The 13,225-nt window shown below is 64.9% G+C and carries 11 protein-coding genes and 1 pseudogene; 5 read left to right on the top strand and 7 right to left on the bottom strand.

The annotated features are described in order from the left end of the window. The first annotated feature begins 93 nt into the window (after positions 1-93). Genes AC630_RS10825 through AC630_RS10815 form a run of 3 tightly spaced genes read left to right on the top strand, consistent with a single transcriptional unit; the run spans position 94 to position 2,684 of the window. Entirely contained in the window at positions 94-777 is a 684-nt protein-coding gene (locus AC630_RS10825) for an LbetaH domain-containing protein (RefSeq protein WP_074118526.1), read from the top strand. After that, the gene (locus AC630_RS10820; protein WP_074118525.1) at positions 774-1,967 is read left to right on the top strand and encodes an alpha-D-ribose 1-methylphosphonate 5-triphosphate diphosphatase; all 1,194 of its coding nucleotides are present in this window, start codon (positions 774-776) and stop codon (positions 1,965-1,967) included. Before AC630_RS10825 ends, AC630_RS10820 begins: the two co-directional genes overlap by 4 nt. 18 nt (positions 1,968-1,985) lie before the next feature. Then, a complete protein-coding gene (locus AC630_RS10815; RefSeq protein ID WP_074118524.1) occupies positions 1,986-2,684 on the top strand; it encodes a DUF1045 domain-containing protein in 699 nt (232 codons plus the stop codon). 3 nt (positions 2,685-2,687) lie between these two features. Here AC630_RS10815 and AC630_RS10810 read toward each other — a convergent pair whose 3' ends face one another. From AC630_RS10810 to AC630_RS10780, 7 genes are all read right to left on the bottom strand, one after another. Continuing rightward, the gene (locus AC630_RS10810; protein ID WP_143197971.1) at positions 2,688-3,281 is read right to left on the bottom strand and encodes a hypothetical protein; all 594 of its coding nucleotides are present in this window, start codon (positions 3,279-3,281) and stop codon (positions 2,688-2,690) included. Positions 3,282-3,364: 83 nt separating this feature from the next. After that, positions 3,365-4,762 carry a selenium-binding protein SBP56-related protein gene (locus tag AC630_RS10805; protein ID WP_074118522.1) on the bottom strand — a complete coding sequence of 466 codons (1,398 nt, stop codon included), beginning with the start codon at positions 4,760-4,762 and terminating at the stop codon, positions 3,365-3,367. A 250-nt stretch (positions 4,763-5,012) separates the two neighbouring features. Beyond that, positions 5,013-5,954 carry a dihydrodipicolinate synthase family protein gene (locus AC630_RS10800; RefSeq protein WP_074118659.1) on the bottom strand — a complete coding sequence of 314 codons (942 nt, stop codon included), beginning with the start codon at positions 5,952-5,954 and terminating at the stop codon, positions 5,013-5,015. Between the two features lie 129 nt (positions 5,955-6,083). Further along, positions 6,084-8,165 carry a methyl-accepting chemotaxis protein gene (locus AC630_RS10795; protein WP_074118521.1) on the bottom strand — a complete coding sequence of 694 codons (2,082 nt, stop codon included), beginning with the start codon at positions 8,163-8,165 and terminating at the stop codon, positions 6,084-6,086. 124 nt (positions 8,166-8,289) lie between these two features. Continuing rightward, positions 8,290-9,060: an enoyl-CoA hydratase gene (locus AC630_RS10790; protein WP_074118520.1), complete on the bottom strand. Its 771-nt coding sequence runs from the start codon at positions 9,058-9,060 to the stop codon at positions 8,290-8,292. A 12-nt stretch (positions 9,061-9,072) separates the two neighbouring features. Next, on the bottom strand, positions 9,073-9,525 hold the full coding sequence (locus AC630_RS10785) for a MarR family winged helix-turn-helix transcriptional regulator (RefSeq protein WP_074118519.1): 453 nt from the start codon (positions 9,523-9,525) through the stop codon (positions 9,073-9,075). Between the two features lie 42 nt (positions 9,526-9,567). After that, on the bottom strand, positions 9,568-10,176 hold the full coding sequence (locus tag AC630_RS10780; protein ID WP_349538348.1) for a TetR/AcrR family transcriptional regulator: 609 nt from the start codon (positions 10,174-10,176) through the stop codon (positions 9,568-9,570). A gap of 141 nt (positions 10,177-10,317) precedes the next feature. Here AC630_RS10780 and AC630_RS10775 point away from each other — a divergent pair, with 141 nt between their 5' ends. Continuing rightward, positions 10,318-11,586, top strand: a complete 1,269-nt coding sequence (locus tag AC630_RS10775; RefSeq protein ID WP_074118517.1) for an HlyD family secretion protein — start codon at positions 10,318-10,320, stop codon at positions 11,584-11,586. Next, a pseudogene (locus AC630_RS10770) lies at positions 11,534-13,149 on the top strand (MDR family MFS transporter). The gene AC630_RS10775 and the pseudogene AC630_RS10770 overlap by 53 nt, the downstream one beginning before the upstream one ends. Positions 13,150-13,225 lie beyond the last annotated feature (76 nt).

The following is a 13,225-nucleotide window of genomic DNA, read 5'->3' as shown; positions in this document are numbered from 1 at the left end:
CCTGCACACCTCGTCCACTGTCATTGGATCGTCATGATAATGTCATCAGTCCACTCGAAGAGGTACGCCCGCCCTCGAGCTATCGGATACAACATGGCCGGCAAAACGCTCTCGGTCGAACCGACCATCGATCCCATGGCGAAGCTGCACGAGACGAGGCTCGGCGCCTATACCGAGGTCGGCGCGCGCACGATCCTGCATGAAGTCACGATGGGCGATTACTCCTATGTCGTGAATGACGCGCAGATCACCTACACGACCATCGGAAAGTTCTGCTCGATCGCGGCGATGACGCGGATCAATCCGGGCAATCATCCGATGCACCGCGCGACGCAGGCGCATTTCACCTATCGTTCCAGCGCCTACTTCCCCGGCGAGAGCGACGATACCGAGTTCTTCGACTGGCGGCGCCAGCATCACGTCCATATCGGCCACGACGTCTGGATCGGCCACGGCGCGATCGTGCTGCCCGGCCGCAACATCGGCACCGGCGCCGTGATCGCGGCAGGCGCCATCGTCACCAAGGACGTGCCGGCCTACACCATTGTCGCCGGAAATCCGGCGCGCATCGTGCGGCGGCGGTTCTCGGAAGAGGTCGCCGGGCGCCTCGCGAGGCTTGCCTGGTGGGACTGGAATCACGATAAGTTGCGGGAAGCACTGCCCGATTTCCGCAAGCTCGGGATTGAAGATTTTCTTTCGGCATACGAAGCACGGGCGAGTTCCGTTACCAGTTCTCCTGCCAGTTCTCCTGTCAGCAAACAAAGCGCGGTCGCGTGACAGACATTTTCCTTGAAGGCGGCCGGGCCCTGATCGGCGCCGAACTCGTCGAAACTTCGCTTGGCGTGTCCGGACAGGACATCGCACGGGTCGATGCCCCCAGGGGCCGCGGCCGGCTTGCGATCGATGCGCGCAACCTGCTGGTCCTGCCCGGCATCGTCGATCTGCATGGAGACGCCTTCGAGCGACAGATGATGCCGCGCGCCGGCGTCGACTTCCCGATCGACGTCGCGCTCGCCGATAGCGACCGCCAGGCGATCAGCAACGGCATCACCACCGTGTTCCACGCCACGACCTGTTCGTGGGAGCCGGGCCTGCGCAGCGCCGACAATGCGCGCGGCCTGATGGAAGCGATCGAACGCCAGCGCCCGCAATTCGCCGCCGACACCCGCTTCCATCTGCGCCACGAGACCTACAATCTCGACGCCGAGGCCGAGATCGCCCAGTGGATCGCTGAAGGCCGTGTCGACCTGTTCGCCTTCAACGATCACATGGACGGTACCGTCGCCGACATGGCGAAGCCACGCAAGCGCAACCGCATGGTGGAGCGCACCGGGCTGTCGAGCGAGGAATTCGACCGCCTGGTCGAGCGCGTGGTCGCGCGTGCCGCTGAGGTGCCGGCGTCTATGTCGCGGCTCGCCGCGGCGGCCCGCGCCGCCGAGGTGCGGATGCTCTCCCATGACGATGCGACACCGGCGATGCGCCAGGAGTTTCGCGAGCTGGGCGCGATGATTGCGGAGTTTCCGATCAACGAGGAGACGGCGCGGGCGGCAGCGAGCCACGGCGATGCCATCGTCTACGGCGCGCCGAACGTCGTGCGCGGCGGCAGCCACACCGGCTGGACCAGGGCATCCGACATGATCGCCAAGGGACTCTGCTCGGTACTGGCCTCGGACTATTACTATCCCGCGCAGCTGCTCGCCGCATTCCGCCTCGCCGCCGATGACGTGTTGCCGCTGACCGAGGCCTGGAATCTGGTCTCCGCCACGCCCGCGCGCGCGACCGGCCTTGCCGATCGCGGCGTCCTCGCGGAAGGACGCCGCGCCGATATTCTGCTGGTCGACGCTACCGTACCGCTGCGGCCGCGACTCATCGCCGTGATCGCCGGCGGCAAGCTCGTGCATCTCACCGATGCGACACGGCTGCTCGGTGCGGCGGCGACGCCGCGCGAGGCTGTCGTTGCGGCGTAAAGCGGTTATGGTCGGACGATGACAGGTTTTCCCCGCTACGCGATCTATTTTGCCGCCGGCGCCGACAGCGCGCTATCCCGCTTCGGCACCGAGCTGCTCGGCTACGATGCCTGCACGGGTAACGAGTTGCCCTTTCCCGACGACGCATTGCGTGTCGCGCGGGACTGGCGCGACATCTCCAGCGATCCCCGCAAATACGGCTTCCACGCCACGCTGAAGGCGCCGATGACGCTCGCGCACGGCAAAAGCGAGGCCGATCTCATGGCCGCCTGCGCGACATTCGCCGGCAAGGCGCGGCCGATCCCGACTATCCGCCCGGTCGTCGATTCCATCAGCGGATTTATCGCCGTCATTCCGGCCGAGCCGGTCGCCACGCTTCAAGAACTCGCTGCCGATTGCGTCCGCGAGTTCGATGACTTCCGCGCCGCGTTGAGGGCGGAAGACCGTGCGCGGCGAAAGCCCGAAAAGCTCAGCGAACGTCAGCGCGACTATCTAGATCGCTGGGGCTATCCTTACGTCATGGAGGAATTCCGCTTCCACATGACGCTGACCGGCAGATTGGACTCGGATCGGCGCCGGCCGATTCTGGAGATGCTGCGGGCGCGATTCGCAGCGCTCGGTCTCGACACGCTGACGATCGATCGTATCGCGCTGTTCAAGCAGGACGATGCCAAGGTGCGCTTCCGCATCATCGGCGAGTGGGCCTTGACGCGGTAGGCTTCAGTGCCAGCTCGCGAGATTGAAGGCGAGCGCCACAACGCCAACCAGAATGAGGCTGGTCGCCCAGATCAGATCCAGATTGAACCAGCTTCGCGAGACGAACCGCAATCCCAGATAGCGGTACACGAGCCACGCCAGACATCCGCCGGCGCCGATCATGGCGGCAACGTGCACCAGGGACACTAGCACCGCCATCCCGAGACTTGCCTTCATCAGCGCGCCGGCGGCCTCATGGCCGGTATCGAGTTGGAAGGCCCGGCAGAGCCCGAGATAGATCGGCACGAGCATCAAAGCAGCGCCGTGAGCAATGGCAACGGCAAATGACCAGAGCGCCAATTGCGTTGGCGGAATTCGTGCCAGCGCGCGCGGATGGCGTCGCTCGATCAGCCGATAGACGCCGAAGCCGATGACGAGAAGGCTCGCGCCGAGCTGGATCGAACGCTGCCACTCGGCCAGCACGAGCAGGAACGCGAATGGCAGCAGCACGAGAAGTGTTGCCAGAAGATGTCCGGCCGCCAGAGCCCACAACGCACGAAAGAGCGCGCGCGGGCTCTTGTCCATGAGCCCGGCCGAAACGGCGAGCGGCCATCCCATTCCCGGATTGCCCCCGTGATAGAGACCGCTCGCAACGAGAGCGAGCCACAGCCAGCCCTGCGCCTGGCTCGCGTGCCCCCAATCTAGGCCGACGGATAGCAAAAGGAGTCCGTCGAACAATCGCCGCCCTCCAGCCTGATCTGGTGCGCACGATATCCGTCGGGGAAGCTCACGAAGTAGTCCTTGTCGAGCTCGAGGCCGCCGTTGCGACCGACATTGGCCATGACTTCCACACCCGGGACCCCGTCGGGATAGAACTGGTCATCCCACGTCGAGTAGAGCGAATTGGTCCAGTACACCCGCTTTCCATCGCGGCTGATCTCGACCATCTGCGGGCCACCTGCATACGCCTTGCCGTTCGGATGCGGCTCGCGGCTCACAATGCCTCCGGTGTGCACCGAGCCCGCAAGCTTGGGCTTTCTGGGCTCGCTGACATCGTACTGGCGCATCTCGCCGGTGCCCCAACAGGAGACGTAGAGGAACCTATCGTCCATCGACAGATCGATGTCGGTCACCAGTGGCGGGACGGCACCAAAACCCTGCAAGAGTGGCGGAAGCTTCTCTTTCGCTGCAGGCTCCGGCGGGATGGTCGCCGTCTTCTCCGCATGGAATTTCCCGCCCTCGCGCCACCAGGTCCAGATCGAGCCTTCGAGATTGGTGGTGTCGACCACCACGCCGGCAAAGCCGTATTCGCGAACCGGATCGTGCGCGGGCCGCACCTCCAGCACCATCTGATGATTGGGACCGAGGTCGATGGTTTGAACGTTGCGCCGAGCGCTGAGGTCCCAGAAGTGGAGCCGATGGCCATACTTGTTCGCCAGCAGATCTTCCGGAACGATCCCGTTCTCGAACTGCGGCGGCAACCCCCATTCACTCGTCACCATGTAGTCGCGCGGCAGATTCCACCAGAAATCATAGTGCAGCGTCTGCGGACCGCGGTCGATCTCCCATCGTCCAAGAACCTCGAACGTCTCGCAATCCATGATGAAGACGCCTGGAGGCCCGCTGCTGCCGTCTTTGCCGCCGCCAAGCGTGCTCACATAGATGCCGCCCGGCCCGCAATGGATGGTATGCGGCCGCGAGTAGCCGGTCTTTCTGAAGACTTCCTCGGGCTCGATGATCTTGTGGATCTTGGCTTTGGTCGGATCAGGCTTGGTATCGATGATGTAGATCCGCGACGATCGCAGCCCGGGGATGATGAGATAGCGCCGCTCGATGAAGGCATGTCCGGCGAGTGGCGACAAGGCGCTAGAGCAGGCATTCCAGCCAAAGTGATGAAACTCATCGCCCTTGTTGGGCATCGTCACGGTGTGGACGATTTGGCTGTAGGTCGGCGATCCCGGCTTGACGTCGATGACCGCGAGAGCATCCGGCTTTGAGAAATCCGGACTGAGCAGCAACGTGTAGGCAAAGTTCTCCGCGGGTGCTTCCATCGCAAGCTTGGGCGATGCGTGAAAGGTGGGATCCGGCCTCATCGTCATGGCACTGCCTCCCTGTTTTCGTTGTCTCGCGCCCAATTTGGCTCGGGATAACGGCATAATGAAGAGCTGGTGCACTGGATCATACGCCACAAACTCGGAGTCGTCCCCGCGAAGGCGGGGACCCATAACCACAGGGAGATGTTATTGCGCGAACTGGCAATTGCCAGTCTTCGCCAAACCACCTCCGGTGGTTATGGGTCCCGGGCTCGCGCTCCGCGCGCCCCGGGACGACGAGCGGAGTATGCGCGCCCTACTTCCCCCAACGCAGCGCGAGCGCATCGCGCTCCTTTGCCAGCTCCAGCAACCCCGCGCGCGTCGCCGGATGCAGCGGCTGAAGCGGATGGCGCACGGTGTCCGACTTGATCACGCCGCCGGCCTGCATCATGACCTTGCAGGCGATCAGGCCGCATTGGCGGTTCTCGTAGTTGATCAGCGGCAGCCAGCGTTCGTAGGCGGCTTTCGCCTCCTCGCGTTTGCCCGCGAAATAGGGATCGATGATCTGGCGGATGCCGTCGGGATAGCCGCCGCCGGTCATCGCGCCGGTAGCGCCGGCATCGAGATCGGCAAGCAATGTGATCGCCTCCTCGCCGTCCCACGGTCCCTCGATATCGCTGCCGCCCGCCTCGATCAGGCTGCGGAGCTTTGCAGCAGCGCCGGGCACCTCGATCTTGAAATAGCGGATGTTGGAGAAATCCCGCGACAGCCGCGCGAGCAGTTCGACGGTGAGCGGCGTGCCGGCTACCGGCGCGTCCTGGATCATGATGGGAATGCTGATCGCGTCCGAGAGCACCCTAAAGAATTCGACAATGCCTTTCTCGGGCACCCGGAAGGTCGCGCCGTGATAGGGCGGCATGACCATCACCATTGCGGCGCCTGCGGCTTCGGCCTGCTTGCTGCGCGCGGCGCAGACGGCGGAGCTGAAATGCGTGGTGGTGACGATGACGGGAACCCGCCCCGCGACATGCTCCAGCACCGCATGCATGACGGTCTCCCGCTCGGCATCGGTGAGCACGAACTGCTCGGAGAAATTGGCGAGGATGCAGAGGCCGTGCGAGCCGGCATCGATCATGAAGTCGACGCAGCGGTGCTGGCCCTCGAGGTCGAGCTCGCCGCGCTCATCGAAGATGGTGGGCACGACCGGGAATACGCCGCGATAGGGGCGCCGGGCCTTGTGTTGCGGCGTGACCGGCATCGAAATCTCCATCCCTGATGTTGTCTTACGTCCGTGGCGGCGCTCGCGAGGTGCCGCGTCACAGATGTACTCGCCGCGCCGACCGGCAGCAATGCCGATCGCACGACGCCGGGATGGAGATGATCGAAGCTATGCGGTCTTTACTGCGCCGAGGAAGCCCTCGACGGCGACACGGAGGCGGTCGGCGTCCGCCGACATCTTCTTGACGGACTCGAAGAGCATGGTGCCGGCGTTGCCGGTCTCCTGGTTGAGCCTCGCGACGCTGCCGATGGTATCGGTGACCTCGCGGGTGCCTTGCGCCGCCTGCTGGAAGTTGCGCGAGATCTCGGTGGTCGCCGCACGCTGCTGCTCGACGGCCGCGGCGATCGCCGTCATCTTCTCGTCGATCCCGCTGATGGCGCCGCCGATCGAACGGATGGCGGTAACCGCCTGACCGGTCGCGCCCTGGATCTCCCCGACCTGACGGGAGATTTCTTCCGTCGCCGTTGCGGTCTGCGCCGCGAGGCTCTTGACCTCGCCGGCGACGACGGCGAAACCGCGGCCAGCCTCGCCTGCGCGCGCGGCTTCGATCGTGGCGTTCAGCGCCAGCAAATTGGTCTGGGCCGCGATCGCGTTGATCATCTTCACGACCTCACCGATGCGGCTTGCCGTCTGATCGAGGACCTCGACCGTCGCGTTGGTCTGCTCGGCCTGCGACACCGCTTCGCGCGCTTCGCGTGCGCTCGACTGTACCTGCGCGGAGATCTCGCCGACGGAAGCAGAGAGCTCCTCGGTCGCTGCCGCGATGGTTTCGAGATTGTTGGTGGCCTGCTCGGCGGCGGAGGAGACCGCCGCAGTCTGGCTGCTCGATTCCGAGACCAGCGAACGCACGTCGGTCGCCGTGGCATCGAGCTCCTTCGCCGACGCGGCCACGCTGTGAATGACGGCCTGCACGGTATCGTCGAAGCTGCGGCAGGCCGCATCGACGGTGCCGGAGCGGGCAAGCTGCAGCGCCTGCTGCGATTCGCGCTCCTGGCCCAGACGCTCGGCGGTCGCCGCGCTCTCGCGCAGACTTTCGAGCGCCGCCGCCATGGTGCCGAACTCGTCTGGATACCGGGATTGCGGGACTGGCGTCGCGTAGTCCCGGGCGCCGATACGCGCGATGGCGTCCAGGATGGCGCGCACCGGGCGCATCAGGCGATTGCGCACCACGTACACGCCGGCCATGGTCACGGCCAGCGCCAGCAGGAATGCGAGCGACTGCACGACGAGGTTGGTGAGCGCCTTCGCCTGCACGGTCTCGGCGCGCGCGATCGACTGATCCAGCGCCTTGGTCGCGACCGCGACGATGAGCGCGAACGGCGACTGGCAGAGCGTGTTCCACTCGGACGCCGGAAGCGCCGGACGGCCACTGCCGTCCAGGTTCTTCGTGAGCTCTCCCATCTGCTTGAGGGTGCCGTCCGTCTTTGTACGCGCATCATTTACGGCGGAAACCATCTCGGATGGCACGTCGGGCGCGGCGAGCAACTCGGTCATGCCGACCCAGGAGGCAGCAATGATGCCGTTCCAGCTCGCAATCGTCTGCTTCTGGGTCTCGTCGAGCGGCTTGCTGGTGTTGACGTTCTGGCGCAGGGCCGTGCACTGGACGCCGTAGCGGTCGCGGACCTGCCAGGCGAGGCGGCGGACCTGGATCATCCGTGCGATGAAGGGATCGTTCATCCAGGCGCGATTGGAAACCGCGGTGGAGGCGAGGTTTGCGGTATCGATCGTCTTGGAGACGGCATCGTACCAGGGCATCGTCCGGTCGGTCTTGCGCTCGGCGCGCGGACGTTTGGCCTCGTCGTAGAACGACTGGAATTGCGGGGCGGCTTCGTTCCACCGTTGCTTCAGCGTGTTTGCGAGCTCGTCACGACGGGCGAAATCGACGGTGGCGATCGCCGCGCCGATCGCCTCGTAGCCGGCCTGCTCGGCCTTCTCCGCTTCGCCGAGCTTTGCGCGCGGCTCGTCCTGGCCGAGCAGCGCGCTCTGGGCGTCACCACGATTGTTGCGCAGGGACAGCACCCCCTGGAAGATCGCCTTGTCGGCTGCGGCAAGCCGGGCGGTCTCGAGACTGTCGCTGTAGCGGCCGAAGGCCCCGACCATCTGGATCGCCGTGCTGGCCAACGCACCGGCAGCCAGCAGGGCCATCAATGTCAGGAGAAGCGAACTTACCGATTTCTTAAACATTGCCATGAGTCAGGGGGCCTACGCTTCACGCGTGGCCACCTTGCATGGCGACATGCCAATGTTTCGTTAAGCTTTTAATCGAATTGCCCGCAGTTCCCGATTTGCCGAACCCTTGTGCGAACTACGGATGTCACGCGACTTTCGTGAAATCCGGCGGACGGCGCTCGGCGAAGGCGGTGAACGCCTCGCGCGCTTCGGCCGTGCGCAGGCGCTGCGCGAACTGCTCGCCCTCGGCATTCATGTGCGCGACCAGCGCCTCGCCGTTGCGCATCAGCCGCTTGGTGGCGTTGAGCGCGCCGGCCGGCTGGCGGGCAAGACGCTGCGCCAGCGCAAGCGCCTCGGCATCGAGCTTGTCGAGCGGCACCACACGGTTGGCAAGCCCCCATTCCAGGGCCGACTTGGCCGGCACGGTCTCGCCCAGCGCGAACATCTCGTAGGCACGGGCATAGCCGATGCGCGCCGGCATCAGCAGGCTGGAGGCGGCTTCCGGCACCAGCGCGAGGCTGACGAAGGGCGTCGACAATTGCGCGTTGTCGGCGAGCACGACGAGATCGCAATGCAGGAGCATCGTGGTGCCGACGCCGACGGCGCGGCCCTGCACCGCGGCGACCAGCGGCCGGGTGCAACGCGCCAGCGACTGGATGAAGCGGACGACATTGCGGCTGCCCTCGGACTTGCCGGCGGCAACAGCCGCGAACTCGCCGACATCGTTGCCTGCCGTGAACATGTCACCCTCTCCGCGGATCAGGATCACGCGGGCGGACGGATCGAACTCGGCGGATTCGATGGTGTCGGCGAGCTTGCCGTACATCGCATCCGTCAGCGCGTTCTTCTTGTCGGGACGCGCCAGGGTGAGTGTGAGAATTCCGCCGTTGTTCTCGATCCGGACATGCTCGGTCATTCGTCTCTCCTCTTATTCCTCTGGATCCCGTGGAAACTTGTCCTGAATGCTCATCAGCCAGCGCGCGACGACGTCGACCTCCGCGCTGGTAAATCCTTCCGTCAGCCCCGCATTGACCTCGGCGGCGTTGGCCTTCGCCTGCGCGAGCACAGTGCGCCCCTTCGGCGTCAGAAAGACCCGCCAGGCGCGTCCGTCGTCGCTGTCGGCGCGCCGTTCGACCAGTTTGACGGCCGCCGTACGATCGACGAGGCCGGAAATCCCGGCCGGCCCCAAATCGAGCGCCGCGCCTGCCTCGCCCATCAGGACACCGTCCTGCTTGCCGAGGATGAACAACAGCCCCGCCTGCGCCGGCGTCACTTCGTTCTGCGGCTGCGCAGCCATCCAGCGCTGCAACCGGCGTTGCGCGACGCTGAGGAGGTAGATCAGCCGGTGGTGCCCTACCTTGGACTCCAGTTTATTTCGCATGCGAAGCATTTAGTCGAGGGAGGAGGCATTGTCAAATGGCCGCTACTTCGGTGCTGCCCGGCAGCCATCGAGGAACAACACCGCGCAGATGCGTGCCCGCCGCTCGATATCCTTGCGCGACGGCAAGGGCACGCCGCCGTAGATCGCGGCGCGCTGCGGCGCAGATGCGATCATGCCGATCAGGATGCCGGCCGCCTCCTCCACATCGTCGATGGCGAGGCGCTTGCGCTTGACCTGAACGCGCAGCCAGCCGGCGAGCGTCGTGACGGTGCGGGAGATGCCGTTCTTGTAGAAGTTCGCTGCGAGCTCCGGAAATGCAGCGGACTCCTGCAGCACCATGCGCTGCAACGCCACCACGTCGGGATCGAGCGCGAGATCGGCGCAGGCGAGCAACGCGGCACGCAGGCCCGTTTCGATATCAACCTCGTCGTTGGTCTGGAGATCGACGGCGGAGAGGAGCCGCTCGAGCCGGTCCACGCACAAGGCCTCGAACAGCGCGGCCTTGCCGGGAAACAGGCGATACAGCGTTTTGGTGGAGATGCCGGCGCGGCGCGCCAGCTCTTCGGTGCTGGTCGCGGCATAGCCGTCGACGGCGAAAGCGCGCCGCGCGGCATCGAAGACGATCTGCTTCGTCTCCTCGTCACTGCGCAATTGCGGCCGCCCGCGGGGGCGGCATTCGGTTTCGGATTTTGCCTGAGCCATGTCTTTACATGATGTCTGTCATTCCATTGACAATTCCAAAGTTAGGCTCATTTTGGAAAACGTCAAGTTTCCTAATTCAGGGAGCCGGCCATGACCGTGCACACCACCCCGTCCAAGACCGAAGCCACCGCGGTTCCAACGAATGCTCTAGAAGGCGTGCTGCCCGGAGCGCCATCATTCGCCGGCAGCAAAAAGCTCAACCTCCGCAAGCTGTTGCTCGTCGGAGCAGCGGCCGCGGCGCTCGCCGGCGTAAGCTGGTACGGCTATGACTATTGGACCGTCGGGCGTTTCCTCGTCTCCACCGATGACGCCTATGTGAAGGCCGACAACACCACCATCGCGCCGAAGGTCAGCGGCTATCTCGACCGGGTCACGGTCGGCGATAACGAGCATGTGAAGGCCGGGCAAGTGTTGGCCCGGATCGATGATCGCGACTTCAAGGTCGCGCTCGACCAGGCCAAGGCCGATGTCGCCGCCGCCAACGCGACGGTGACAAGCAAGGAAGCGCAGCTCGACGTTCAGGAAGCCGTGATCGCGGCAGCAAGAGCGACGATCGATGTCGACAATGCTGCGAAGGTTTTCGCCAAGCAGGAGAACAAGCGCTACACGGACCTCGCGGCGACCGGCTATGGCAGCGTGCAGAACGCGCAGCAGGCACAGGCGCGCGACGCCGGCGCGGACGCCGCGATCCAGCGCGATACCGCCAATCTCACCTCCGCGCTCAAGCAGGTCGAGCTCCTGAAGGCCGAGATCCTGCAGGCCAAGGCCGCGGCCGCCCGCGCAGCCGCGCTCCAGCGTCAGGCCGAGCTGAATCTCGGCTACACCACGATCGTCTCGCCCATCGACGGCGTGGTCGGCAACCGCACGCTGCGCGTCGGCCAATACGTGCAGGCGGGCACGCAATTGATGTCGATCGTGCCGGCCGAGGGTGCCTATGTCGTCGCCAACTTCAAGGAGACCCAGCTCACCCATGTCCGCGCCGGGCAAAAGGTCGAGATCGAGGTCGATACGTTCCCGGGCAATGTCGTGCACGGCCACGTCGATTCCATCGCGCCGGCCAGCGGCCAGGAGTTCGCCCTGCTCCCGCCCGACAATGCCACCGGCAACTTCACCAAGATCGTGCAGCGCATCCCCGTGAAGATCGCGCTGGATACCGAGACCGCGCCTGCGATCGCGCTGCGGCCCGGCATGTCCGTGATTCCGACGATCGCAACGCGCTCGGCGCCGACCGCGCAAGCGGCAACGACGCCCGACACAACATCCAAGACGACGTCAAAGGCAAAGCTTGTTTCCGGAGGGTCGTGCCATGTCAAACAGCCTCTCAATTTCGACGCCCGCAACGCCGGCCGCGACGCCTGAGCGCGCCGCAGCCGACCCCAATCGCGCCAGCGCCACGATCTGGATCGCCGTATTCGCGGCGATGATCGGCGCCTTCATGGCGATCCTGAACATCCAGATCACCAATGCCTCGCTGCTCAACATCGAGGGCGGCATCGGTACCGGCGTCGACAACGGATCCTGGATCTCGACGTCCTATCTGATCGGCGAGATCATCGTGATCCCGCTAACCGATTACCTGTCGCGTGTATTCTCGTTCCGCAACATCATCCTCAGCTTCGCGACGCTGTTTGCGGCATTCTCGGTCGCCTGTGCCTTCACCCACGATCTTCCCTCGATGATCGCGATGCGCGGCTTCCAGGGCTTCTTCGGCGGCGTGTTGATTCCGATGGCCTTCACGCTGGTCTTCACCAAGCTGCCGAAGGGCCAGCAGCCGATCGGCCTTGCGATGTTCTCGCTTGCCGTGACGTTCGCGCCCGCGATCGGACCAACCATCGGCGGCTATCTCACCGAGAATTACGGCTGGCAGACCATCTTCTTCGTCAACGTGCTGCCCACCGCGGTCATGGTAGCCATCCTCTTCTTCACCCTGGAGCGCGCCCCGATGAACCTGGGGCTGCTGCGTGAAGGCGACTGGTTCGGCATTGCGACCATGGCGGTCGGCCTGGCCTCGCTCCAGGCCGTGCTCGAGGAAGGCAACAAGGATGACTGGTTCGGCTCGCCCTTCATCGTGCGGCTCGCCATCATCGCCGCGGTCAGCCTGTCGCTGTTCATCTACAACGAGCTCGTGGTCGAGAAGCCGCTCCTGCGCCTGCGTCTGCTGACGCAGTGGAATTTTGGCGTCGGCACGATTGCGGCGGTCTTCCTCGGCTTCGCGCTGTTCGGCTCGGTTTATCTGCTGCCTGCCTATCTCGGCCAGGTGCAGGGCTACAATGCCGAGCAGATCGGCAACGTGCTGGCCTGGACCGGCTTGCCGCAGCTTCTGCTGATTCCGCTGGTGCCGAAGCTGATGCAGCGGTTCGATGCCCGCTACATCGCAACGATCGGCCTGCTGCTGTTCGCAGCGAGCTCGTTCATGAACATCCAGATGTCGCTCGACTATTCAGGCGACCAGTTCCTGGTGCCCAACATCGTGCGCGCGGTCGGCCAGGCGCTGACGCTCGCACCGCTCTCGGCGCTCAGCTTGGCAGCGTCGCGCCGCAGGACGCGCCTGCCGCCTCCGGCATCTCCAACATGATGCGCAACCTCGGCGGCGCCATAGGCACCGCCGTGCTCGCGACCATCGTCACCAAGCGCGAGCAGTTCCACTCCAACATCATCGGCCATTCGGTCACGCTCGGCCGCGAGGAGGTCCGCGCCCGCGTCGCGCAGATGACGGACTACTTCATCGCCCATGGCGTGCCCGACCCCAACGCCGCGCGCGAGCAGGCCATCATCGCGCTCGGCAAGACGGTGAAGCGCCAGGCGCTGGTGATGGGCTATTCCGACACCTTTGCCGTGATCGGCGTGGTGCTGGTGCTCGCCGCGATCGCGGTGTTGATGACGCGGCGAGTGAAGGCAGCGGGCGGGGGCGGTGCGCACTAACAGCTTCGAGAACGAATCACCAATTTGCCGCGGCCGTCGCGCTTGACGGCCGCTTTCTTTTGTGTTCCTTATTTGT

Origin of the sequence: Bradyrhizobium sp. AS23.2, assembly GCF_001908185.1 — a bacterium.
In the GTDB taxonomy this organism is placed as follows: Bacteria; Pseudomonadota; Alphaproteobacteria; order Rhizobiales; family Xanthobacteraceae; genus Bradyrhizobium.
The sequence above is the reverse complement of the archived record's forward strand: the minus strand, read 5'-3'. Positions and strand labels throughout refer to the sequence as shown.